The organism is Stenotrophomonas sp. GD03819 (assembly GCF_029841665.1).
Taxonomy (GTDB): Bacteria; Pseudomonadota; Gammaproteobacteria; order Xanthomonadales; family Xanthomonadaceae; genus Stenotrophomonas; species Stenotrophomonas geniculata.
Genome location: NZ_JAOCEW010000013.1, coordinates 46,894 through 67,619, shown reverse-complemented (window position 1 = coordinate 67,619; position 20,726 = coordinate 46,894). Strand labels below are relative to the sequence as shown.

The following is a 20,726-nucleotide window of genomic DNA, read 5'->3' as shown; positions in this document are numbered from 1 at the left end:
GTCGATCGCTGGCACGGTGCCGGCGGCGCCGATGCGGCAGGCGGTCTCCTGTCGTGGGAGAGCCTTTGATGGCGGCGAGCGTACGCATGCGCAATACACTGACGCTGTTTTCCTCGAACGACGATGTACTGTGCCACCGTGTACGCCTGGTCCTGGCGGCCAAGGGTGTGACCTTCGACTTCGTTCCGGTCGATCCACAGAACCCGCCTGAAGACCTGATCGACCTCAATCCGTACCACTCGGTGCCGACGCTGGTCGAACGCGAACTGGTGCTTTACGCCGCGTCGGTGGTCAGCGAGTACCTGGACGAGCGCTACCCGCATCCGCCGCTGATGCCGGTCGACCCGCTGTCGCGTGCGCGCATCCGCCTGGCCATGCTGCGCATCGAGCACGACTGGGTGCCGCAGGTGCAGGCCATCCAGCTGGGCAACAAGACCCAGGCGGAGGCCGGCCGCAAGCGCCTGAAGGAGTTGCTGACCGCCTCGCTGCCGCTGTTCAAGGCCAGCAAGTTCTTCCTCAACCCGGAAATGAGCCTGGCCGACTGCGCGATGGCGCCGATCATCTGGCGCCTGCAGTCGCTGGACGTACCGCTGCCGAAGGACGGCAAGGCGATCGAAGACTACGGCAACCGCATCTTCCGCCATCCCGGTTTCGTCCGCAGCCTGACCGACCAGGAAAAGAAGCTGCGCGATCTGCCGGTCTGATCCGGGCATGCGTTACCCGTCTGCACGCCGACCGGCGTGCAGGCGATCCGCCCCGGCAGGGCGCCGGGCGCGTACACTTCACGCATGACCGAAGACTTCTTCCACATGACCAGCCACCGCCCGTACCTGCTGCGGGCGCTGGTGGAATGGATCAACGACAACCAGCTGACCCCGCACATCCTGGTCGACGCCGGCGTTCCCGGCGTGCAGGTCCCGCCTTCGGCGGTCAAGGATGGCCGGGTCGTGCTCAACATCGCCGAACGTGCCGTCGTGCGGCTGATGATCGACAACGAGATGGTGAGCTTCTCGGCGCGCTTCTCCGGCACCAGCTACCCGGTGCAGGTACCGATCAGCGCCGTGCTGGCCGTCTACGCCCGCGAGACCGGGCAGGGCATGGCATTGCCGGATGACATTCCGGGCAACGAAACCGCGCCGACCAGCGACGAGCTGCTGCACGAGGAAGGCACGCCGCCGGACGATACGCCGCCGGCCAGTCCGCCGCCGAAGGGGCGCCCGAACCTGCGCGTGGTCAAGTAATGTTTCCGACGCCGCCCCGATGGGCGGCGTTTTCCTTTGCAGGATTTATCGGCGGGTGCCGGAATTGTGTGGGTGCCGACCGTTGGTCGGCACACCTTCAGGTCCTAAACATCCTCGGCATCGTCCACATCTGCGCGGATCTGGCTGATCCGCGCCGCGCCCGGACCAGTGAATGAGATCAGCTGATCGCCGCGCAGCACCATGCGGCCTACATGGCGATCGATGCCATCGTAGGAATACTCGAACTTGAAGGTGCGCTCGAAGCCGAGTCGGCCATCCTCGCCGCGCGACAGGCGCAGGCCGGTGGCGTGCACCGCCTGGTCCAACCATTGCACATCGGCGGCGCGGCAGGCATTGCGCCCCAGTTCGACCGCGCGCTCGGCGGCCGAACGTGCGGCATTCCAGAAGAAATAGATGATTCCGCCGGCAATCAGCAACAGCAGCAGGGTGGGCATGGCGTCAGCCGTCAGAGGTCGATCCCGCAAAGATGGCGGCGAACGCGCGCTGGATCAAGCGCCTCGCATCACCGCTTCGGTTGTGGACCAGCAGAGACTGGTTGAGGCGGTATGACGACCGGCTGCGGTGGCGCGGGCTGCATTGGCGTCGCAGTTGGCGACGGCATCACCAGCGGTGATGTGGCGGTCAACTGCAGCAGCGCTGCCCAGTCCTGGCGGTTGAAGCTGCATTCGTCCTCGCGGCCGGGCGTGCAGCTGGGGTCGATGCCGGTACTGTTGCGTTCGCGTGCCGGAGGCAACTTGATCAGCCCGGTGCGGTCCAGCTGCAGCAACCGCATCGCCACGGTGTTCATGACGTTGCCACCGACCAGGTACAGGGTCTGGTCGCCCCCCAGGTTGGCAGCCACCACCACTTCGCAATGCGATTTCCAGTGGCCCACCGAACCGTTGCCCAGCGCCTGCACCAGCCCGCTGTGGCTGAGCGTGGTGCTGCGGTCGCGCAGGAAGCACAGCAGGTCGCCGGGTGCGGGCTTGGCGGTGGCCGGGTCGACCAGCCGGTAGGGCACGCCCGAGGGGCCGCCCTGGTACGCGGCACGGATGTAGTCGATGTGGCGTGGCGACGTGTTGAAGCCGGGAACGCCGGACTGCACCATCACCCAGGAAATGAACGCGGCCGACCACGGGTTGTCGACCAGGAAGGCGCGGCAATCGCTGTCGGTGTAGCGCGTTCCCAGCGGTGCCAGACAGCTGCTGGCGCCCGCGATGCTTCCCATCGCGTTGAGCGTGCCGCTGTTGCGCCAGTAGCCTGCCACGCGCTGCCAGGCGATCAGGCCGTTGTCGGCCAGGTGATCGCTTTCGGCCTCGGTGACACTGAGGCTGGCGGCGCGGCCATCGCGGTCGATGAAGGGCCGGTACCAGAGCCGGTGCTCGTTGCAGGCAGTGTTGCGGATGGCCACCGCCAGCGGACTCAGGCCGAAGCGCGGTGGCACATCACAGGCTTCGGCGGCCGTTGCGGACAAGGGGGCTGCCGCGAGCAGCAGACAGGCAGGCAAGAGCATCCGGCGCATGCGCGGCTCCTGTGGGGGATGCCGGCAGCGTCGCAGAGGCGGGCGTGGCCGAGCCGTGAAGGCGTCCCGGATCGTGTAGAGTCGAGCCCATGCCCGGCTTATCGCGCGAAGCGCGTGCAGGGCGCGCCGCAGATCGAGAAGCAGCCGAGCGTGGGCTCGGCGCTACAAGGTCCCGTAGGCCTCAACCCGGCGGCGGGCCCAGCTTCAACGACAGGTCAATCGCCTGCACGTGCTTGGTCAGGCCACCAATGGAGATGCAGTCCACGCCGTCCTCCGCGATCGAACGCAGGCCACCCAGGCCCACGCTGCCGGACACTTCCAGCGGAATGCGGCCCGCCGTGATGCGCACGGCCTCGCGGCGCAGGTCCGGGCTGAAGTCATCCAGCAGGATGCGTTCGCAACCGGCTTCCAGCGCCTGGCGCAGTTGCGCCAGATCCTCCACCTCGACCACCAGCGGCAGCGCGGGCCATTGCCGGCGCGCGGCAGCCACGGCTGCGGGCAGCGAACCGGCAGCACGGATGTGGTTTTCCTTCAGCATCACTGTGTCGTACAGACCGAAGCGGTGGTTCTCGCCGCCGCCACAGCGCACTGCGTACTTCTGCGCCAGGCGCAGGCCGGGCAGGGTCTTGCGGGTATCGAGAATGCGCGTGCCGGTGCCGGCCACCGCCGCCACGTAACGCGCGGTGGTCGTGGCGGTGCCGGACAGCGTCTGCAGGAAGTTCAGCGAGGTGCGCTCGGCGCTCACCAGACTGCGGCTGCGCCCATGCAGCAGGGCCAGCACGGTGCCGGCAGTGACCGCGTCACCTTCGGAGACACGCCATTCAATGCGCACCTCCGGGTCGAGCGCGCGGTGGGTGGCGTCGAACCAGGGGCGACCGGCGATCACCCCGTCCTGCTTGCACAGCAGGTACGCGCTGTCAGCCTGGTCGGGCAACAGCGCAGCGGTGACGTCGCCGCTGCCCAGGTCCTCGGCCAGCGCACGCGCGACATCGGCGGCGACAACGGCCGCATCCGGCGTCGGCAGCGCGCTCATGCGGCCGGGAAGTCGGCGATCTGGGCGGTGGGGATGGCTTCCTCGGCCAGCAGCACCGGGATGCCGTCGTCAACGCGGAAGACCTGCTTGCGGTCGCGGGTGACCAGCGCTTCGCGCAGCGGCTGCGCCAGCGGGTTGCCATCGGCCTTGTTCACCGCGCCGGCGGAAATGGCCTTGTTGAGGGCTTCCAGGCCCTTGCCATCCAGCAGGGACAGGGGCTGGCGGGTGTCCGGCGACACCAGCAGGTCGAGCAGCTTGCGATCCATGGTTCTTCGTCTTGCGTGGAAGATGGCTAGAATACGTCTTTAAGGCAGGTGACGGCCAATGACCCCCAACCCGATCGCGCCGCTTGTCGGCATCGTCATGGGTTCCCGTTCCGACTGGGAAACCATGCAGCACGCCGCCCAGAAGCTTGAAGCCCTGGGTGTTCCGTTCGAAGTGAAGGTGGTGTCCGCGCATCGGACGCCGGATGTGTTGTTCAGCTACGCCGAGCAGGCGGGCCCGCGTGGCCTGCGCGCGATCATCGCCGGAGCCGGCGGGGCCGCGCACCTGCCGGGCATGATCGCCGCCAAGACCGCCGTGCCGGTGCTGGGCGTGCCGGTGCAGTCCAAGGCCCTCAACGGCATGGATTCGCTGCTGTCGATCGTGCAGATGCCGGCCGGCATTCCGGTCGCCACCTTCGCCATCGGCAATGCCGGCGCCTCCAACGCCGCGCTGTTCGCCGCAGCGATGCTGGCCAGCGACCAGCCGGCGATCGGCCAGGCGCTCGACGCCTTCCGTGCACGCCAGACCGAAGACGTGATGGCCCACGACGATCCGCGCCAATGAGCCTGACCGTCGGCATCCTGGGCGGCGGTCAGCTCGCCCGCATGATGGTCCTGGCCGGTGCGCCGCTGGGATTGCGCTTCGAACTGTACGACCCGGCAGCCGACGCCTGCAGCGGCCCGCTGGCGCCGCTCACCGTCGGTGCCTTCGATGACCGCCAGGCGTTGGCGGATTTCGCCGCCAAGGTGGACGTGGTCACCTTCGATTTCGAGAACGTGCCTGCCGACAGCGCGCAGTTCCTGGCCGACCGCGTGCCGGTCTACCCGCCGCCGGCTGCGCTGGCGGTGGCCCAGGACCGGTTGAGCGAGAAGACCCTGTTCCAGCAGTTGGGCATTCCGCTGCCCGCCTTTGCCGATATCCGCAGCCGTGACGAGTTGGCCGCGAAGGCCGCCGAGTTCGGCCTGCCGTGCATCCTCAAGACCCGCCGCCTCGGTTACGACGGCAAGGGCCAGTTCCGCCTGCGCAGCGAAGCCGACATCGACGCTGCATGGGACGCGCTTGGCGCACAGGTCGAGCGCACCGGGCTGATCCTGGAAGGCTTCGTTGCCTTCCAGCGCGAGGTCAGTGTGGTCGCTGTGCGTGGCCGCGATGGCAGCTTCGAGGCCTGGCCGGTCACCGGCAACTGGCATGTCGACGGCGTGCTGTCGGCCAGCGTGGCCCCGGCCGTGCTGTCCGATGCCGAGCAGCAGGCCGCGATCGGCTATGCCCGCCGCGTCGCCGAGCACCTGCAGTATGTGGGCGTATTCGCGCTGGAGCTGTTCTGCCGTGACGGCGAACTGCTGGCCAACGAGATGGCACCGCGCGTGCACAACTCCGGCCACTGGACCATCGAAGGCAGCGAGACCTCGCAGTTCGAGAACCATCTGCGTGCGGTGCTGGGCCTGCCGCTGGGCAGCACCCGCATGCTCGGCCACGTCTGCATGCTGAACTGGCTGGGCGCGATGCCGGACCCCGCGCCGGTGCTGGCTCAGGCCAGTGGCCATTGGCATGACTACGGCAAGGAGCCGCGCGAAGGTCGCAAGGTCGGCCACGCCACGTTGCGCGACGATGATGCCGCTGCATTGGCCGATGCGCTGGACCAGGTCGGCCTGGAGCTGGACCGCCAGGCCCAGGTGGCGCCGGCGGTACACGCGCTGCGCAATCGCTGAGCCCGGTAGTGCCGGCCGTTGGCCGGCAGTGCAACGCTGTGACGCGCCGGTGCAGGCATCGGCGCAACATTCCCGGTGGTAGCGTGGAGCTCCTTTCACAGGAGTCATCCCCATGCTCGACTGGAATGCCTACCGCAAGGAGCTTAAGGGTCGTATCGGCGAGATCGGCAAGCTCTCGCCGGACACGGTCAAGGGCTATGCCACGCTGGCCAACGCCGGTGCCCAGACCAACCACCTCGATGCCAAGACCCGCGAGCTGATCGCGCTGGCGGTGGCCGTGACCACCCGCTGCGACGGCTGCATCACCGTGCACGTGGATGCCGCGCTGAAGCACGGCGCCGGCCGCGAGGAGATCGCCGAGGCGCTCGGTGTGGCGGTGTCGCTGAACGCCGGTGCGGCGCTGGTGTACTCGGCGCGGGTGATGGACGCCGTGGCCGCGCACGAGAGCGCGTGATGCCTGATCTGTAGAGCCGAGCCCATGCTCGGCTGGCCGGACAGCAGCCGGGCATGGGCTCGGCTCTACAGGGGTCAGCGCAGCTGGCTTTCGGCAAATTCCCAGTTGACCATCTGCCAGAACGCGTCCAGATACCGCGCGCGATCGTTCTGGTAGTCGGTGTAGTAAGCGTGCTCCCAGACGTCGCAGCACAGCAGCGGGGTGCTTTCACCGGTCAATGGCGTGCCTGCATTGCGGGTGGCCTGCAGGCCCAGTTGCCCGCCCGGATGCTGCACCAGCCAGACCCAGCCGGAGCCGAACAGGCCCAGCGCGGTGCGGTTGAATTCCTCGCGCAGGCGCTGCACGTCGCCGTACTGGCGCTTGACCAGTTCGCCCAGTCGCCCCTGCGGCTCACCGCCGCCGCGCGGGCGCAGGCACTGCCAGTAGAAGGCATGGTTCCAGGCTTGGGCGGCGGCATCGAACAGCGTGCCCTGGGCGTGGCGGACGATCTCCTCCAGCGACGCTTCCTCCCACTCGGTGCCGAGAATGCCGGCGTTGACGGCATCCACATAGGCGCGATGGTGGCGGCCGTGATGCAGTTCCACGGTCTGTGCGGACAGGTGCGGCTGCAGGGAGCCGGGAAGATAGGGCAGGGCGGGCAATTCGACAGGCATGGACAGGTTCGTGGCCAGGGGGCGGCGGCAGCCGGTTCCATCCGCTTACAATGGCGGCTACCGTGGGCAGTCTAGCCGACCATCACGGTCGGTTTGTCCGGCGAAGCAAGGAGTGTGGTTGTGGCGGTAATGCAGCAAATCCAGGCCGAGGTCGATCGTTACCCGCTCGTGCTGTTCATGAAGGGCACCCCGCAATACCCGATGTGCGGCTTCTCCAGCCGCGCCGTACAGGCGTTGATGGCGGCCGGCGCAGTCACCCTGCGCACCGTCAACGTGCTGGAAGAGCCCGAGATCCGCGCCAACCTGCCGCGCTTTTCCAACCTGCCGACTTTCCCGCAGCTGTTCATCAACGGTGAGTTGATTGGCGGCTGTGACATCGTGCTGGAGCTGTTCGAAGCCGGCGAGCTCAAGCGCATCGTCGAAGAGGCGACCCAGGGATGAGTGCCTGGCCATCGACGTCACCGACCGACGGGGCGCTCGATGGCCGCCCGTTGCAGGATCGCGTGGTGCTGGTCGCCGGTGCCGGTGGCGGATTGGGTAGTGCGGCGGCAGTGGCTGCTGCGGCCGCCGGGGCCACCGTGGTTCTGCTGGGCCGCAAGCCTCGCCGCCTGGACCGTGTCTACGCCCAAGTGCAGGCGGTCGGCCCGGAGCCGCTGCTGTATCCGCTGGACCTGGAAGGCGCGGGCCCCGACGACTATGCCGAGCTGGCCCAGGCCCTGCAGCGCGAGCTGGGGCGCCTGGATGGCCTGCTGGTCTGTGCCGCTCACTTCCCGGGCCTGACCCCGTTTGAGCTGGCAGACCCAGCGAGTTTCGCCCGCGCGGTGCACGTCACCCTGACTGCGCCCGCCTGGCTGGCCCAGGCCTGCCTGCCGCTGCTGCGGCAGCGCGAAGATGCGGCGCTGGTGTTTGCGGTCGATGCCCCCGAGCGGGTCGGTCAGGCCTACTGGGGCGGTTACGGGGTGGCCCAGCACGGCCTGCGTGGCCTGATCGCCAGCCTGCACGACGAGCTCGGCCGCAGCCCGGTAAGGGTGAGTGGCCTGTACCCCGGTCCGCTGCGCACGGCCCTGCGGGCCCGGGCCTATTCCGTAGACCAGGACCCGGCCGCGCAAGGCCCGGAGGCCGCCGCCGCCGCAGCCGTGACCCTGTTGTCCGGTGCTGGCGCTACCTGGCGCGGCCAGATTCTCGATGCCAGCGAGGCGCCCCCGGCGAGTAAATCCCGGGGAAAGGCGGAGTGAAGAACCCGTCACGATTGCGTTGCGATCCGGTGCCGTTTGTCGCACAACCGTCACATTGATGGCGTAGCGTGTTAATCTAGTGTTAACCGTTGTGGCTTCCTTCAGCCAAGCGGTAGGGAACCCCAGATAAATGTCCGACCAGCCACCCGCAGGGCTGTTTGGATGCGCTTTTTTTTCCGCCATCGCCAACTCGCATCGAGGCTACCGAAAAATGACCCACCCACTCCGGATGTCCAAGCTCACCCTTGGTCTCGTGGCTGCGCTCGCCGCCGCTCCCGCCTTCGCCCAGAGCACCTCTGCCGGTGTCGGCGGCCAGGTGATGTCCGCCGCAGGCCAGCCTGTTGCTGGTGCTGAAGTCACCATCACCCACACCGAGTCGGGCACCGTTTCGCGTGCCACCACCGATGCGTCGGGTCGCTACACCGCGCGCGGCCTGCGCGTGGGTGGCCCGTACACCATCACCATCACCAAGTCCGGTGAAGGCACCAAGACCGAAGAAGGTGTCTTCCTGAATCTGAACCAGGTCAACACGGTCAACGCCAACCTGGGCGGTGATCTGGCGGCGACGAACCTGGATGCCGTGAACGTTGTTGCCACTGCCGGCTCGAGCGTCTTCAGCTCGGAAAACAAGGGCGTGGGTACCTCGGTTGACGGCCGCAAGCTGGAGCTGGCGCCCAAGGGCAACCGTTCGTTGGATGACGTCGCTCGCCTGGATCCGCGCATCAGCGTGACTGACCAGGCTACCGGCGCAATCTCGGTCGCGGGTATCAACAACCGCTATAACAAGATCTCGGTCGACGGCCTGTCTCAGGGTGACCCGTTCGGCCTCAACGCCAACGGCATGCCGTACACCGGCTCGCCGATCTCGGTGGACACGATTGCTGCCTACGATATCAAGGTCAGCGACTATGACGTGTCTCAGGACGTGGTCGGCGCCGCGATCAATGCGGTCACCAAGTCTGGTACCAATGAGTTCCACGGTTCGGCGTACTACGTGTACAAGAAGGCCGATAGCATGGTGGGCAAGCGCAACGGCGAGGACTACGATGCTTTCGGCAAGGACACCACCAAGGGCTTCACTCTGGGCGGTCCGATCCTGAAGGATCGCCTGTTCTTCTTTGGGTCGTATGAAGAACAGGAAATCACCGACTTCGGTGGTGCGGCGTCTTCCGACGGTCTGAGCACTGGTGCGGTGACGCGCGCGGAGATCGACCGGGTCATCGATATTTCCAAGAACAAGTACGGAATCGATCCGGGTACCTATGGTGCAGCCGGTGGCGTGAATCTGACCAACAAGCGCTATCTGGGCAAAATCGACTGGAACATCAACGACTCACATCGCGCCAGCCTGACCTACCAGCAGACTGAGGAGTCGCTGCCGCAGCCGTACGACAGCAACGCAAACTCGGTGATCCTTACCAGCCGTTGGTTCACCAAGACCAGCGAGACCAAGAACACTGCACTGCAGCTGTTCAGCGATTGGACCGACAACTTCACGACCGAGGCCAAGTTCAGCTACCAGAAGTTCGAGCAGGTCTCGGGCGCTTCGCAGAACCTGCCGACCATCAATGTGGGTGTGGCCAGCACCCAGTCTGGCTCGAGCAACGGTGTGCGCCTGGGTGAAGACCGCAATCGACACGAGAATGCGATCAACACCAAGAAGAAGACCGCCTCGATCTTCGGTACCTACTACGCCGGTGATCACACCATCAAGGGTGGTTTCGACTATGAAGATACCGACGCGCTGAATCTGTATGGTCGCGATCTGCACGGTGTGTATACCTTTGACAGCATCGCTGACTTCGAAGCAGGCAAGTACTACCGCTACGATGTGCGCCGTCCAATCGGCGGGTACTCAGAAGCCGACACTGCGGCTGCGATTGGTTTCACCATGATCAGTCCGTACCTGCAGGATACTTGGCAGGTAAATAACAACCTGTCGATCACCTATGGTGTGCGCGCCAATATCCCGAAGGCCGACAAGGCGCCGCCGCGCAAGCCGGGTTTCGAGGAAACCTTCGGCTTCCGCAATGACTACAAGCTCGGCAGCAGCAATAAGGTGATCATGCCGCGCTTCTCGTTCAACTACACCTTCGATACCGAGCGCTACTCGCAGCTGCGCGGTGGCGTGGGCTTGTTCCAGTCGGTCCCGCCGTTCGTCTGGCTTGCCAATCCGTACCAGAACAACGGCATGACCTCGGCCTCGTTCTGCGCCTACGGCAACACCGTGGTTCGCGGCTGTGTCCCGAACAATGGCCAGTACGCGTTCAGTCCGGATGCATTCAATCAGCCGTTCCCGAGCGGTGCCGCCGCGCCGACCAACGCGCAGATGGATTCCATTGATCCGGACTTCAAGCTGCCGACCGTCTGGAAGGCTAGCCTGGGCTACGATCATGAGCTGCCGTGGATGGGCCTGGTGGGCACCGTCGAAGTGCAGTACCTGAAGAACAAGGATGCGGTGTTCTACAACGCCCTGAACATTGGTACGCCGAATGGCCAGCTGTTCGATGGTCGTGATAGCTACTGGGTCACTCCGGGCGGCGTGAAGAACAATGGTAGCAAGCCGGGTTACACCACCAACTCGACCTACCTGACCAACTCCGACAAGGGTAGCTCCACTGCAGTCACCTTCTCGTTGGACAAGCCGATGGCGAATGGTTGGTACGGCAACCTGTCCTACACCTACACCAAGGCAACGGAGGTGGGTTCGGACACCAGTTCACAGGCCTGGTCGAGCTACCAGTTCGTTTCGCGCCTGAACCCGAACGAGGAGTATGCCGGCACCGCCACTCGCGAGATCCGCAATCAGATCAAGCTGTCGTTGGGTTGGGAGCACGCGTTCTTCGGTGACTACAAGACCAGCATTACCGGCTTCTACACCGGTCGCAACGGCCTGCCTTACACGTGGCTGGTTGATGGTGACATGAACGGTGACGGCATCTTCCAGGACCCGGCGTACATTCCGTTGCTGAATGACGCGAAGGTTTCGTACGTGAAGGGCAATCGTGCTGCGACCGCCGACGAGATCGCCGAGTTCCAGCGCCGCATCGACGAAAATCCGTACCTGGCAGCTCGTCGCGGTTCGGTCGCCGAGCGTAACGGTGCCCGCAACCCGTGGGTCAACCAGCTGGACGTGGCCATCCAGCAGGAACTGCCGGGCTTCTTCAAAGAGCACAAGTCGATCCTGCGTCTGGATATCTACAACTTCCTGAATATGTTGGACAAGAGCTGGGGCCGGACCCGCAATGCGTCTGACTTCGACACCCGCTACCTGACCACTGGCAAGGTCAAGGCCGATGGTTCGTACGAGTACGACCTGGGCCGCAACTCGCCGCAGGAACTGCGTGAGTATGACTTCAGCTCGGGCTATCCTTCCCGCGTCGTTTCGCGTTGGTCTGCAATGCTTACCCTGCGTTACGAGTTCTGATCCATCAGAGCTTGAAGCAGTAAGTGGAAACGGCCGGGGAAACCCGGCCGTTTTCCGTTCAGGCGAAAGTCCTTGCAGGTCACCTGGCATCGGCGTAGCATCCAGAAATGTGCGCGGTGCCAACACCGCCGATGCGGTCCCGGAAAGGCGAACGCGGGAAGCACACATCCAACGGTCGGGCTTCCCGGCCGTTTTGCTTTTTAAGGGGGCGGCAGTACAGTCGGAAACCTTGAAGGAAGCGAAAAATTGGACATGACCACGAACGAAAAATCAGCCCGTGCACTGCCGGTGCAGGACGCGCGGATCTACCCGCGCGGTGGGCTGGATGTGCTGTCGCGGGCCGAAGTGGCCCGCCTGCGCGATGCGTCTGCCGGCGGCATGCACGAGCTGCTGCGCCGCTGCGCGCTGGCCGTGCTGACCAGCGGCAGTGCCTCTGACGATCCGCGCGCGGCGCGCGACCTGTATCCCGATTTCGACATCCAGGTGGCGCAGCAGGATCGCGGCGTGCGCATCGACCTGGTCAACGCACCGGCGATGGCGTTCGTCGATGGCGAGATCATCCGCGGCGTCGCCGAACTGTTGTTCGCCGTGGTGCGTGACCTGGCTTACATGGCCATCGAGATGGGCCCGGCCTACGCGGCCGAGCTGGAGTCGTCCGAGGGCATCACCAATGCGGTGTTCGGCCTGCTGCGCAACGCGCGCATCCTGAACCCGGGTGACCCGAATCTGGTCGTCTGCTGGGGCGGCCACTCGATCTCGCGCGACGAGTACCTGTACACCAAGCAGGTGGGCTATGAGCTGGGCCTGCGCGGCCTGGACATCTGCACCGGCTGCGGTCCGGGCGCGATGAAGGGCCCGATGAAGGGCGCCACCATTGCCCATGCCAAGCAGCGCCGTACCGTGACGCGTTACATCGGCCTGACCGAGCCGGGCATCATCGCGGCCGAGTCGCCGAATCCGATCGTCAACCACTTGGTGATCATGCCGGACATCGAGAAGCGCCTGGAGGCCTTCGTCCGCATCGGCCACGGCATCATCGTGTTCGCCGGTGGTGTCGGCACCGCCGAGGAAATCCTGTACCTGCTCGGCATCCTGCTGCGCGAGGAAAACAAGGACCTGCCGTTCCCGCTGATCCTGACCGGCCCGACGGTGGCGGCGCCGTACTTCGAGCAGATCGACCGGTTCATCCGCCTGACCCTGGGTGATGCGGCCGCCGAGCGCTACGAGATCGTCATCGGCGACCCGGTGGCGGTGGCAAAGAAAATGGCCAACGGCATCAAGCGCGTGCGCGAGCACCGCCTGGCGCAGAAGGACTCGTTCTTCTTCAACTGGTCGATCGAGATTCCGTGGGAGTACCAGCAGCCGTTCGTGCCGACTCACGAGGCGATGGCCGCGCTGGACCTGCACCACGGGCGTGCCCCGCACGCGCTGGCGGCCGACCTGCGTCGGGCGTTCTCGGGCATCGTTGCCGGCAACGTGAAGGAAGACGGCATGCGCCGCATCGAGCAGTTCGGGCCGTTCCAGATCCATGGCGACCCGGACATGATGCAGGCCCTGGACGCGCTGCTGCGTGCCTTCGTCGAACAGCGCCGGATGAAGATCTCCGGCGAATACCAGCCCTGCTATCAGGTGCTGGCCTGAGTCTGCGCCGGCGCGATGGGGATCGCGCCGGTACAGGCAGGGGAGGGCGGGTCGTCAAGGCCTTGACGCCCGTCGCCCCGGAATGACCGTTCATCCTGCCGCCGCTTGCCGGTGGCAGGGCGATGGCCCATCGTGGCCATCAACACGCTGGGGAGCGTCCAATGTCTTTGCGCCGGCAAAACGGCTTTACGCTGGTTGAGTTGATGGTCACGGTTGCCGTCCTGGCGATCCTGAGCACCATCGCGTATCCGAGCTTCCAAAGTACGATCCGTTCCAATCGAATGGCCACGACCAGCAACGAGTTGATGGCCTCGCTGGCGTTGGCGCGCTCGGAAGCGGTCAAAAATGCGCACGGCGCCGGCATATGTGCTTCCAGTACCGGTACCAGTTGCGATGGCAAGTCATGGATCGAAGGCTGGATGGTGTGGGATGACACCAACGGCAATGGCGGCTTCGATGCCGGGGAGGCCGTCCTGCGTTACAGCGAGCCACGCGCAGCGATGTCCGGAGTTGATGTGAACGCGGTGTCGGTGGCGTTCGATCCTCGTGGGCGCAGTCGGGCCGCTACGGCCACCGACATTACTCTTCGCCCGGACAAATGCGGTGACCAGCCACTTCAACGGCGTCTAACGGTGTCCCTGACGGGCCAGCTCAGGTTGCACAAGGAGGCCTGCAAATGAATCGTCGTCGCATCCAGTGGAAGGTGGCGCGCCATGGCGCGCAGAAAGGGTTCAGCCTGATTGAAGTGCTGATCGCCATTCTTGTGCTCGGCATCGGGCTGCTTGGCTTTGCACTGCTTCAGACCATGAACGTACGCTACGTACAGAGTGCGAACTACCGCACCCAAGCCACCAACCTCAGTTATGAGCTGCTCGATCAGGTCCGTATCAATCGCGTAGCTGCCGCGTTGTATGTAGGTGACTACTCAGCGACTACAAGTGAGTGCAATCCGCCGATCGGCAAGGACATTGATCAGGCAGCCTTCATGAAAGATTGGCGTTGCCGGCTGGGCAAAGCGCTCGGCGACAACGCCAGTGCATCAGTTACCCGCAACAACAACGTGGTCACGGTGCGCGTCAGTTGGGGAGATGAGCGCTGGAGTGCAGATGCTGATGACACTACCTTCAGTGCGAGTACACGCCTGTGAGCACGCTTCGTTCCCGTCGTTATCTGGCTGGTGTGTCGATGATCGAGCTCATGATTGCGCTCGCCATCGGCCTGATCATCATGCTCGCCGTGATCCAGGTGTTCGCCGCCTCCCGTGCGGCCTATCAGTTGTCAGAGGGTATGGCGCGCGTGCAGGAAAATAGCCGGTTCGCGATGGATACCCTGCAGCGCGAACTGCGGATGGCCGGCCATTTCGGTTGCGTCAACGACCAGTCGCACGATCTTTCCGGATCGCTGCACAGCACTTTGACTGCCAGCGCGCATCCAACCCTGGACTTCGGCCGTTCCATCCAGGGCTATGAAGCTGTCGGGACCGCGCCCGGCAAAGATGTCACGATCAGCGCAGATCCGCCGACGGGCGGCGTGGACTACCTCCCCGTGCTGCCGAAGGAGATCGCTGATGCCCTGCCGAACCGGGTCAACGGTAGCGATATCGTGGCAATGCGCTACCTGATGCCCGACGGTGTTCCGGTAACCCTGATCGGCGGCACCGCGTCCAAGCCGATCTTCAGTTTCGACGCCAAGCGCGTAGCGGTGCTCAACAGTGGTGTCAGCAATCCGGGATTGTTCGGTGTCGCAGATTGCATTTCCGCGACCACGTTCCAGGCCAATGCAGTGAATGCCGCTGCCGGTACCGTGACCTTTGACACCGCGCCGAACAACACCGGCACTTTCAGCAGCGTCTATACCGAAGGGCAGACCATGTTGCATCGCGCCGAAAGCGTGGTGTTCTACGTCGGTAAAGATGCCGACAGGGAGCAGACCTCGCTGTACCGCGTCCGCTTCGGTGCTGCTCCCAATGGTGCATTCACTGCCAGCGCGCCCGAAGCGCTGGTCGAGGGTGTGGCCAACATGCAGCTGCTGTACGGGCAGGATCGCGGCCTGACGCGGACCGCACCAACCGGTTTCATCGACCGCCAAGGCACCGCTGATGACGTGGAGAAGTCATTGACCGATACCGCGCAGGCCTGGCGGCGTGTGGGTGCCGTGCAACTGGGTCTGGTCATGTCCAGCCCCGACCCGGCCGCAGCTACCCAGGCCAAGGACGGGGCGGCACTCACTGCGCTGGGGGTGACCTTTGCCGCGCCCAGTGATGGGCGCATGCGCTCCACCTACCAGACGACCATCGCAATCCGTAACCGCCTGTTTGGCAACTGAGGCATCCCATGGCTCTACGCGCGCCCCGCTGGCAACCTCCTCGCACTCAACGGGGTGCGGTGCTCTACGTTGCCCTGATCATGCTCATCCTGCTGGCTCTGATCGGCATCGCAGGCATGCAGGTAACAGGCATGCAGGAGCGCATGGCGGCCAATTATCTACGGACCAACCTGGCGTTCCAGAACGCTGAGCAGAATGCCCGTCAGGTTGAGGACACCATTGCCACCACCATCGAAGGTGGTGGGTTGTACGCTGCGGCGCAGGAGGCCTGCAGCCCAACCTACGACCCACTGACCTGGGCTAATGGAGTTTCCGCCAATTCGGCGCAGTACACCCGTCGGATCGACAAGTGCTTCCCATCCTCCAGCCGTCGCGTGGGTGCGAAGTTGAACGAAGACACCGGCAACATCTATCAGGTCACTGCCCTGTCCAGTGATGCCACCACCAACGCTTCGGCCAGCGCCGTCATCGATACGGTTTTCATTCCATGAACACTCCGCGCCGTTTCCTCCGCCTCACTCCGTCCCAGTGGTTGCGATGGGGTACCGCTGGTGCTGTCGTCGCTGCTGTCGCCGCGCTGGTGATCCCGCTACGTGCGGCCATTGGTGACTTCGATATCGCCCAGGAGCCGCTGTACAGCAAGCAGAGCCAGCCACCGCTGATGATGATGGTGATGTCGCGTGACGAACAGCTGTTCAACAAGGCATACAGCGACTACACCGACATCGGTGGCGGTCCTGATGGCAGTGAGGACGGCATCCTCGATACGACCTATCTGGATGCATTCGAGTACGGCGGCTACTTCGACTCCAAACTCTGCTACTCGGTGACAGGAACTGGAGCCAACGCACTGTTCAAGGCTGCCGCGAAGGGCGGTGGCAATAACGGTCACAGCTGCACGGGCCAGTGGTCCGGCAACTTCCTCAACTGGGTCACCATGAGCAGGCTGGACGTCATGCGTAGCGTGCTTTACGGTGGACTGCGCACAACAGACAGCCTGACCCAGACCATCATCGAGCGCGCGCGGATTCCCAATGATCTGCACGCTTGGGTGAAGGTGTATACCGGTTCAGACATCGGCAGCTTCGCACCGCTGACGGCGAACTCCACCGGCTGGTCATTCTGCAATGGCAACACATCTGCCACCAGCGGGTCGCTGATGCGGGTGGCCTCGGGCAACTGGTCCGAGTGGGCAGCGACGGCCAGTTATCAGTGCGGCGTCGGCCGTACCGATACCGACGGCAAGCGGGACGTGCCCGGATCGGCAGCGGACTATGCTGTGCGCCTGGATGTCTGCGCGGGAGGCACTGACGCCTTGCGCGAAAGCTACTGCCGCAAGTACACCAGTGGCAATACCGATCGTTACAAGCCGGCCGGCCTGCTGCAGACCTATGGTGAGAGCGGGCGCCTGCGTTTTGGCCTGATTTCCGGTACATATGCCAATCCGCGTGATGGTGGCGTATTGCGCCGGAACATCGGCAAGCTGGCCGGCAATGGTGACAGCTTCTGCGGCGCGGGTGACGAGATCGATCTCTCCACCGGACAGTTCTGCTACATGAAGTCCGGCGCGACCGCCAATGGCGAAGGGGTGATCAACACGATCTCCAACTTCAGCATCGACCAGTGGAACTGGAAGGATAACTGGACCGACTGCAACCAGTACGGCATTCTTAATCGTGTAGGCACCGATAAATCCAAGATTCTCAACAACCCCGGCTCAGGCAGCCAGAAGTGCAGCGCCTGGGGCAATCCGCTGGCGGAGATGTATGCAGAAGCCCTGCGCTATGTGACGGGTGGAAGCAAGGTTTACAGTGATTCTGGTGATCTCCCTACGCTGCCAACCGGCATTGCCTGGGTCGACCCCTATCGGGACCCGGCCAAGGGCGGCAACTCCTATTGCGCTACCTGCAACATTCTGGTCATGTCATCTGGTCTGCCGTCGTTCGACAGCGACAACATTGGTACGTTGCCCGCTTCGATCAACGCGACTACCGCGACCAACGATATCGGAACCGCTGAGGGCATCGCCGGTAAAAGCTGGATGATCGGTCGCGTGGGTGCGACCCCGAGTCCGAGCGGCACTCCGCTCAATACCCACGAAGATATCTGCCAGGGGCGTACCGTCGACAATCTCAGCCTGGCGCGTGGCATCTGTCCCGACATTCCTTCGATGGAGGGTAGCTATCTGGTGGCAGGCATGGCCAAGGCTGCAGCGGCTACCGATCTGCGCCCAGGCGTACAGAGCAAGCCAGCCAGTTACAAGATCTCCGCCACCACCTATACCGTGGCGATGGCCGAGAACCTGCCGAAGTTCGAGATCAAGGTCGGCGGCAAGACCATCAGTCTGGCGCCGTTGTGCCAGGCCAACAACGACGGTTGGCTGGAAATCAAGGACGCCGGTTGGCGCAGCTGCTTCCTGGGTTCGGTTGGTGTTGGAGTAAAATCCGGTGTCAACAACAACAAGTACGGTCGGCCGTACGCGAATGACGCGAGTTCGGGCAGCTTCTCGCTGGTATGGGAGGACTCATTGTGGGGCAATGACCACGACAATGACGTTGTGGCGATGATGAGCTATTGCGTAGGGGCAGCCTGCAACACTGTGCCGCCGGGTGCCAATGACATGTGCTGGCGTGCTGATCCGACCCGCAGCGTGGTTGCCAATACCACCACCACCCTGTGCAACCGCGATCAGTCCAGCCGTGGTACCACCTTGCGCAGCACCGTGGCGGCCGACGAAGTGTTGATCCGAATCGAGAACCTGTCCGCCTTCGCCGGCAACGCAATGCTGACCGGCTATACCATTTCCGGCTCGAACGCCGCCGATACGGTGCAGCGTCTGACCCTGCGCAAGGGTGATTACCAACGGGGCACCAGCGGTCCTGCGCGCAATGGTTCCGTCATTACCCAGTCCGATGATTTCCCTAGTACGTGGGATCGGCCGGTGGTGATCAAGTACAAGGCCTCAAGTGGTGTGGCAGCCGGCCAGCTGGAAAGCCCGCTGTGGTACGCCGCCAAATACGGCGTGCCGGCTGGCAAGAAGTGGGACAGCAAGAAGCCCGGAGTACCCGACAACTATTTCCTGGCTCGCAATCCTTCCAAGCTGCGCCAGGCGCTGGATGACATCTTTGCCAGTGCTGCCGAGGGCGACGCGCCGGTCGGTGGCAGTGGCTCGGGTGCACGCATCACTACCGGCTCGTTCACGGTAGGCTCGCATTACAAGGTTACTGCCGGCTCAAATGACTGGACGGGTGACGTGGTGGGAACCCAGGTGTTGCCCAGCGGCGCCGATGGTGATGAATTGTGGCGTGCATCGAGCAGGATGGCGGGCGCCAACCGCAAGATCTTCATGGCGACATCCGCCAACATGCAGGACACCAAGGATGTGGTCACGCCTGTAGCTGCAGCTGCGTTCACGGCGTCCGCCATTCCAGGCAGCACCCGCGCGCAGAAGCTGGCGGTGATGGGCTTCAGCACCACCCCGACACCGATCCCGGCCTGGTTCGGTAGCACGACTGTCGACCAACTGGTCAACTATCTCAGCGGCAGCGCAGTGCCTGGGCTTCGGACCCGCACCTCGCCTCTGGGTGACATCATCAACTCCACTACTGAAATCGTGTCCAACCGCGATGATTTTGGCTATGGGGGCTGGACGGCGCAGAGCGTTGCGTGGAAGCAGACGCTCGGCAGTGCCTACAAGACCTTCCTGAATGCAAAGCGTGCGGCCAATGGACCACCAACCATGGTTTATGTCGGTGCCAACGACGGCATGCTGCACGGCTTCAATGCCAGCACCACAGCGGCGGCGGGCAGGGAGGAGTTTGCTTTCATTCCGTCCACATCACTGCAGCACATTGCCGAACTGGCGAACCCGAAGTATGGCCACCGCTACTATGTGGACGGTCCGGTGACATCTTCGGATGTCTATTACGGTGATTCCTGGCATACCGTGGTGGCGGCGACCACCGGCGCCGGTGGCGCGAGCAAGGCGCCGAATGCGGCAAGCGTCGGCAATGGCTCGGTATTCGCTCTGGATGTCAGCGATCCGAGCGGGTTCGACGCCAGCAAGGTGCTGTGGGAAGTATCCGGCAAGAACGAATCAGATCTTGGTTTCGTGCTTGGCAAGCCAGCGATCGTTCCGTTGACCAGCGCCACCAGTGGTGGAGCACCGCGTTTTGTCGCGCTGTTCGGCAACGGTGTGAACTCGTCAGGTGGCAAGGCTGTGCTGTACGTGGTCGATATCCAGACCGGCAAGGTGCTCAAGCGCTTGAGTCCGGCTGATTCCAAGTACGTGGGCCGCAATGGCCTTATGAACATCGTGCCGGTGGCGCTGAAGAATGCGGATGGGGTGACCGATACAGTGTATGGCGGCGACATGAAGGGCAATCTGTGGAAGTTCGATCTGTCCAGCAATGATCCGGCCAACTGGAACGTGGCCTATAGCGGAGCACCACTGTTCACTGCGACCCGCAACAACGTGGCGCAGCCCATCACCGGAAGCATCGAAGTCAGCAGCGGTCCGGCCGGCGGCATCAGTTTGTTCTTCGGTACCGGGCAGTACTTCGCGGCCGACGACAACACCGTCAATGCGAATACCGGCGTGCAGACGCTGTATGGCGTATGGGACGATCTGAAAACACCGATCGCCGACCGCACCAGCCTGGTCCAGCAGAGCGTCTTGGTTGGCACCGACAGCAATGGCTATGAGACCCGCGACATTACCTCCAATCCGGTCAGCTATACGAACAAGCGTGGCTGGTACGTAGACCTGACCGTCGATTCAATCGTTGATGGCGAGCGTTTCATTGCAACGCCGACGATTCAGAGTGGCCGTGTGTTCTTCCTGACCTATGTTCCCGGGAGCGCCATCTGTGGCAGCGGGGGGGTCAACTGGCGCTACGGTGTGTACCTGCTGACCGGCGGGGGAGGCATGTCTGGCCTCAGCGACAAGCCCGGCGGTGATTCGATCTGCACCGGCAATTGTGGCGGAATCAAGCTGACCAAGGGGGGCAAGGGCAGCCAGGGCGGACCGATTACCAACAACAGTGTGTTTGTCCCCAAACTGACACCCTGCGACCCCAGCAAGACCAAGTGCAAGGTGGATGAGTTGCTGGAACCATGCACCTATATGCTTGGTACCCAGGGGGCTGATGGCATGTATCTGCCACGGCCCTGTGGGCGCCAGTCATGGCGGCAGATTCGATGAACTGTTTGCAATCCGGGAA

The 20,726-nt window shown here is 63.9% G+C and carries 19 protein-coding genes; 14 read left to right on the top strand and 5 right to left on the bottom strand.

Translation table 11 applies throughout. The features are described from left to right. The first annotated feature begins 68 nt into the window (after nucleotides 1-68). Nucleotides 69-704 (top strand): glutathione S-transferase N-terminal domain-containing protein, encoded by a 636-nt coding sequence (locus N5D45_RS09765; protein WP_005408842.1) that lies wholly within the window; start codon nucleotides 69-71, stop codon nucleotides 702-704. 84 nt (nucleotides 705-788) lie between these two features. After that, on the top strand, nucleotides 789-1,241 hold the full coding sequence (locus N5D45_RS09760) for a ClpXP protease specificity-enhancing factor (protein ID WP_005412806.1): 453 nt from the start codon (nucleotides 789-791) through the stop codon (nucleotides 1,239-1,241). Between the two features lie 104 nt (nucleotides 1,242-1,345). On the opposite strand, the gene N5D45_RS09755 is transcribed toward N5D45_RS09760, so the two are convergent. The 4 genes from N5D45_RS09755 to N5D45_RS09740 all read right to left on the bottom strand — a co-directional run bounded on the left by N5D45_RS09755 (nucleotide 1,346) and on the right by N5D45_RS09740 (nucleotide 4,062). Next, the gene (locus tag N5D45_RS09755; protein WP_005408844.1) at nucleotides 1,346-1,696 is read right to left on the bottom strand and encodes a DUF3301 domain-containing protein; all 351 of its coding nucleotides are present in this window, start codon (nucleotides 1,694-1,696) and stop codon (nucleotides 1,346-1,348) included. Nucleotides 1,697-1,764: 68 nt separating this feature from the next. Further along, the gene (locus N5D45_RS09750) at nucleotides 1,765-2,763 is read right to left on the bottom strand and encodes a DUF2272 domain-containing protein (protein ID WP_228355199.1); all 999 of its coding nucleotides are present in this window, start codon (nucleotides 2,761-2,763) and stop codon (nucleotides 1,765-1,767) included. A 181-nt stretch (nucleotides 2,764-2,944) separates the two neighbouring features. Further along, a complete protein-coding gene (gene nadC / locus N5D45_RS09745) occupies nucleotides 2,945-3,796 on the bottom strand; it encodes a carboxylating nicotinate-nucleotide diphosphorylase (RefSeq protein ID WP_197601909.1) in 852 nt (283 codons plus the stop codon). Further along, a complete protein-coding gene (locus N5D45_RS09740; RefSeq protein WP_005408847.1) occupies nucleotides 3,793-4,062 on the bottom strand; it encodes a Trm112 family protein in 270 nt (89 codons plus the stop codon). The genes nadC and N5D45_RS09740 overlap by 4 nt, the downstream gene beginning before the upstream one ends. Before the next feature lie 58 nt (nucleotides 4,063-4,120). Here N5D45_RS09740 and purE point away from each other — a divergent pair, with 58 nt between their 5' ends. From purE to N5D45_RS09725, 3 genes are all read left to right on the top strand, one after another. Continuing rightward, nucleotides 4,121-4,624, top strand: a complete 504-nt coding sequence (purE, locus tag N5D45_RS09735) for a 5-(carboxyamino)imidazole ribonucleotide mutase (RefSeq protein WP_005412808.1) — start codon at nucleotides 4,121-4,123, stop codon at nucleotides 4,622-4,624. Continuing rightward, nucleotides 4,621-5,769 carry a 5-(carboxyamino)imidazole ribonucleotide synthase gene (locus tag N5D45_RS09730; RefSeq protein ID WP_228355200.1) on the top strand — a complete coding sequence of 383 codons (1,149 nt, stop codon included), beginning with the start codon at nucleotides 4,621-4,623 and terminating at the stop codon, nucleotides 5,767-5,769. The genes purE and N5D45_RS09730 overlap by 4 nt, the downstream gene beginning before the upstream one ends. 112 nt (nucleotides 5,770-5,881) lie before the next feature. Continuing rightward, nucleotides 5,882-6,223, top strand: coding sequence for a carboxymuconolactone decarboxylase family protein (locus N5D45_RS09725; protein WP_057503590.1), 342 nt, complete (start codon nucleotides 5,882-5,884; stop codon nucleotides 6,221-6,223). A gap of 74 nt (nucleotides 6,224-6,297) precedes the next feature. Here the strand turns inward: N5D45_RS09725 and N5D45_RS09720 are convergent, their stop codons facing one another. Beyond that, on the bottom strand, nucleotides 6,298-6,876 hold the full coding sequence (locus tag N5D45_RS09720; RefSeq protein ID WP_099559618.1) for a superoxide dismutase: 579 nt from the start codon (nucleotides 6,874-6,876) through the stop codon (nucleotides 6,298-6,300). 120 nt (nucleotides 6,877-6,996) lie between these two features. Here N5D45_RS09720 and grxD point away from each other — a divergent pair, with 120 nt between their 5' ends. From grxD to N5D45_RS09675, 9 genes are all read left to right on the top strand, one after another. Next, nucleotides 6,997-7,317, top strand: coding sequence for a Grx4 family monothiol glutaredoxin (gene grxD / locus N5D45_RS09715; protein ID WP_005408852.1), 321 nt, complete (start codon nucleotides 6,997-6,999; stop codon nucleotides 7,315-7,317). Then, nucleotides 7,314-8,111, top strand: coding sequence for an SDR family NAD(P)-dependent oxidoreductase (locus N5D45_RS09710; protein WP_228355201.1), 798 nt, complete (start codon nucleotides 7,314-7,316; stop codon nucleotides 8,109-8,111). The genes grxD and N5D45_RS09710 overlap by 4 nt, the downstream gene beginning before the upstream one ends. 211 nt (nucleotides 8,112-8,322) lie before the next feature. Continuing rightward, nucleotides 8,323-11,538: a TonB-dependent receptor gene (locus tag N5D45_RS09705; protein ID WP_057503591.1), complete on the top strand. Its 3,216-nt coding sequence runs from the start codon at nucleotides 8,323-8,325 to the stop codon at nucleotides 11,536-11,538. Between the two features lie 252 nt (nucleotides 11,539-11,790). Further along, on the top strand, nucleotides 11,791-13,179 hold the full coding sequence (gene ppnN / locus N5D45_RS09700) for a nucleotide 5'-monophosphate nucleosidase PpnN (RefSeq protein WP_010486098.1): 1,389 nt from the start codon (nucleotides 11,791-11,793) through the stop codon (nucleotides 13,177-13,179). 161 nt (nucleotides 13,180-13,340) lie between these two features. Then, entirely contained in the window at nucleotides 13,341-13,859 is a 519-nt protein-coding gene (locus tag N5D45_RS09695; RefSeq protein WP_057503593.1) for a Tfp pilus assembly protein FimT/FimU, read from the top strand. Then, on the top strand, nucleotides 13,856-14,326 hold the full coding sequence (gene pilV, locus N5D45_RS09690) for a type IV pilus modification protein PilV (protein WP_057503594.1): 471 nt from the start codon (nucleotides 13,856-13,858) through the stop codon (nucleotides 14,324-14,326). The genes N5D45_RS09695 and pilV overlap by 4 nt, the downstream gene beginning before the upstream one ends. 32 nt (nucleotides 14,327-14,358) lie before the next feature. Beyond that, complete coding sequence (locus N5D45_RS09685; RefSeq protein ID WP_269213948.1) at nucleotides 14,359-15,504, top strand: PilW family protein; 1,146 nt, start codon at nucleotides 14,359-14,361, stop codon at nucleotides 15,502-15,504. An 8-nt stretch (nucleotides 15,505-15,512) separates the two neighbouring features. Beyond that, entirely contained in the window at nucleotides 15,513-15,995 is a 483-nt protein-coding gene (locus N5D45_RS09680; RefSeq protein WP_049436553.1) for a PilX N-terminal domain-containing pilus assembly protein, read from the top strand. Further along, nucleotides 15,992-20,707, top strand: a complete 4,716-nt coding sequence (locus N5D45_RS09675; RefSeq protein ID WP_228355202.1) for a PilC/PilY family type IV pilus protein — start codon at nucleotides 15,992-15,994, stop codon at nucleotides 20,705-20,707. Before N5D45_RS09680 ends, N5D45_RS09675 begins: the two co-directional genes overlap by 4 nt. Nucleotides 20,708-20,726 lie beyond the last annotated feature (19 nt).

Bases quoted from the DNA above. Each gene is read 5' to 3' on its own strand.
- N5D45_RS09705 (WP_057503591.1), top strand. From the start codon at position 8,323: ATGACCCACCCACTCCGGATGTCCAAGCTCACCCTTGGTCTCGTGGCT.
- N5D45_RS09750 (WP_228355199.1), bottom strand. From the start codon at position 2,763: ATGCGCCGGATGCTCTTGCCTGCCTGTCTGCTGCTCGCGGCAGCCCCC.
- N5D45_RS09695 (WP_057503593.1), top strand. From the start codon at position 13,341: ATGTCTTTGCGCCGGCAAAACGGCTTTACGCTGGTTGAGTTGATGGTC.
- N5D45_RS09725 (WP_057503590.1), top strand. From the start codon at position 5,882: ATGCTCGACTGGAATGCCTACCGCAAGGAGCTTAAGGGTCGTATCGGC.
- N5D45_RS09720 (WP_099559618.1), bottom strand. From the start codon at position 6,876: ATGCCTGTCGAATTGCCCGCCCTGCCCTATCTTCCCGGCTCCCTGCAG.
- pilV (WP_057503594.1), top strand. From the start codon at position 13,856: ATGAATCGTCGTCGCATCCAGTGGAAGGTGGCGCGCCATGGCGCGCAG.
- N5D45_RS09765 (WP_005408842.1), top strand. From the start codon at position 69: ATGGCGGCGAGCGTACGCATGCGCAATACACTGACGCTGTTTTCCTCG.
- N5D45_RS09710 (WP_228355201.1), top strand. From the start codon at position 7,314: ATGAGTGCCTGGCCATCGACGTCACCGACCGACGGGGCGCTCGATGGC.
- N5D45_RS09675 (WP_228355202.1), top strand. From the start codon at position 15,992: ATGAACACTCCGCGCCGTTTCCTCCGCCTCACTCCGTCCCAGTGGTTG.
- purE (WP_005412808.1), top strand. From the start codon at position 4,121: ATGACCCCCAACCCGATCGCGCCGCTTGTCGGCATCGTCATGGGTTCC.
- N5D45_RS09740 (WP_005408847.1), bottom strand. From the start codon at position 4,062: ATGGATCGCAAGCTGCTCGACCTGCTGGTGTCGCCGGACACCCGCCAG.
- N5D45_RS09755 (WP_005408844.1), bottom strand. From the start codon at position 1,696: ATGCCCACCCTGCTGCTGTTGCTGATTGCCGGCGGAATCATCTATTTC.
- N5D45_RS09680 (WP_049436553.1), top strand. From the start codon at position 15,513: ATGGCTCTACGCGCGCCCCGCTGGCAACCTCCTCGCACTCAACGGGGT.
- ppnN (WP_010486098.1), top strand. From the start codon at position 11,791: ATGACCACGAACGAAAAATCAGCCCGTGCACTGCCGGTGCAGGACGCG.
- N5D45_RS09760 (WP_005412806.1), top strand. From the start codon at position 789: ATGACCGAAGACTTCTTCCACATGACCAGCCACCGCCCGTACCTGCTG.
- N5D45_RS09730 (WP_228355200.1), top strand. From the start codon at position 4,621: ATGAGCCTGACCGTCGGCATCCTGGGCGGCGGTCAGCTCGCCCGCATG.
- nadC (WP_197601909.1), bottom strand. From the start codon at position 3,796: ATGAGCGCGCTGCCGACGCCGGATGCGGCCGTTGTCGCCGCCGATGTC.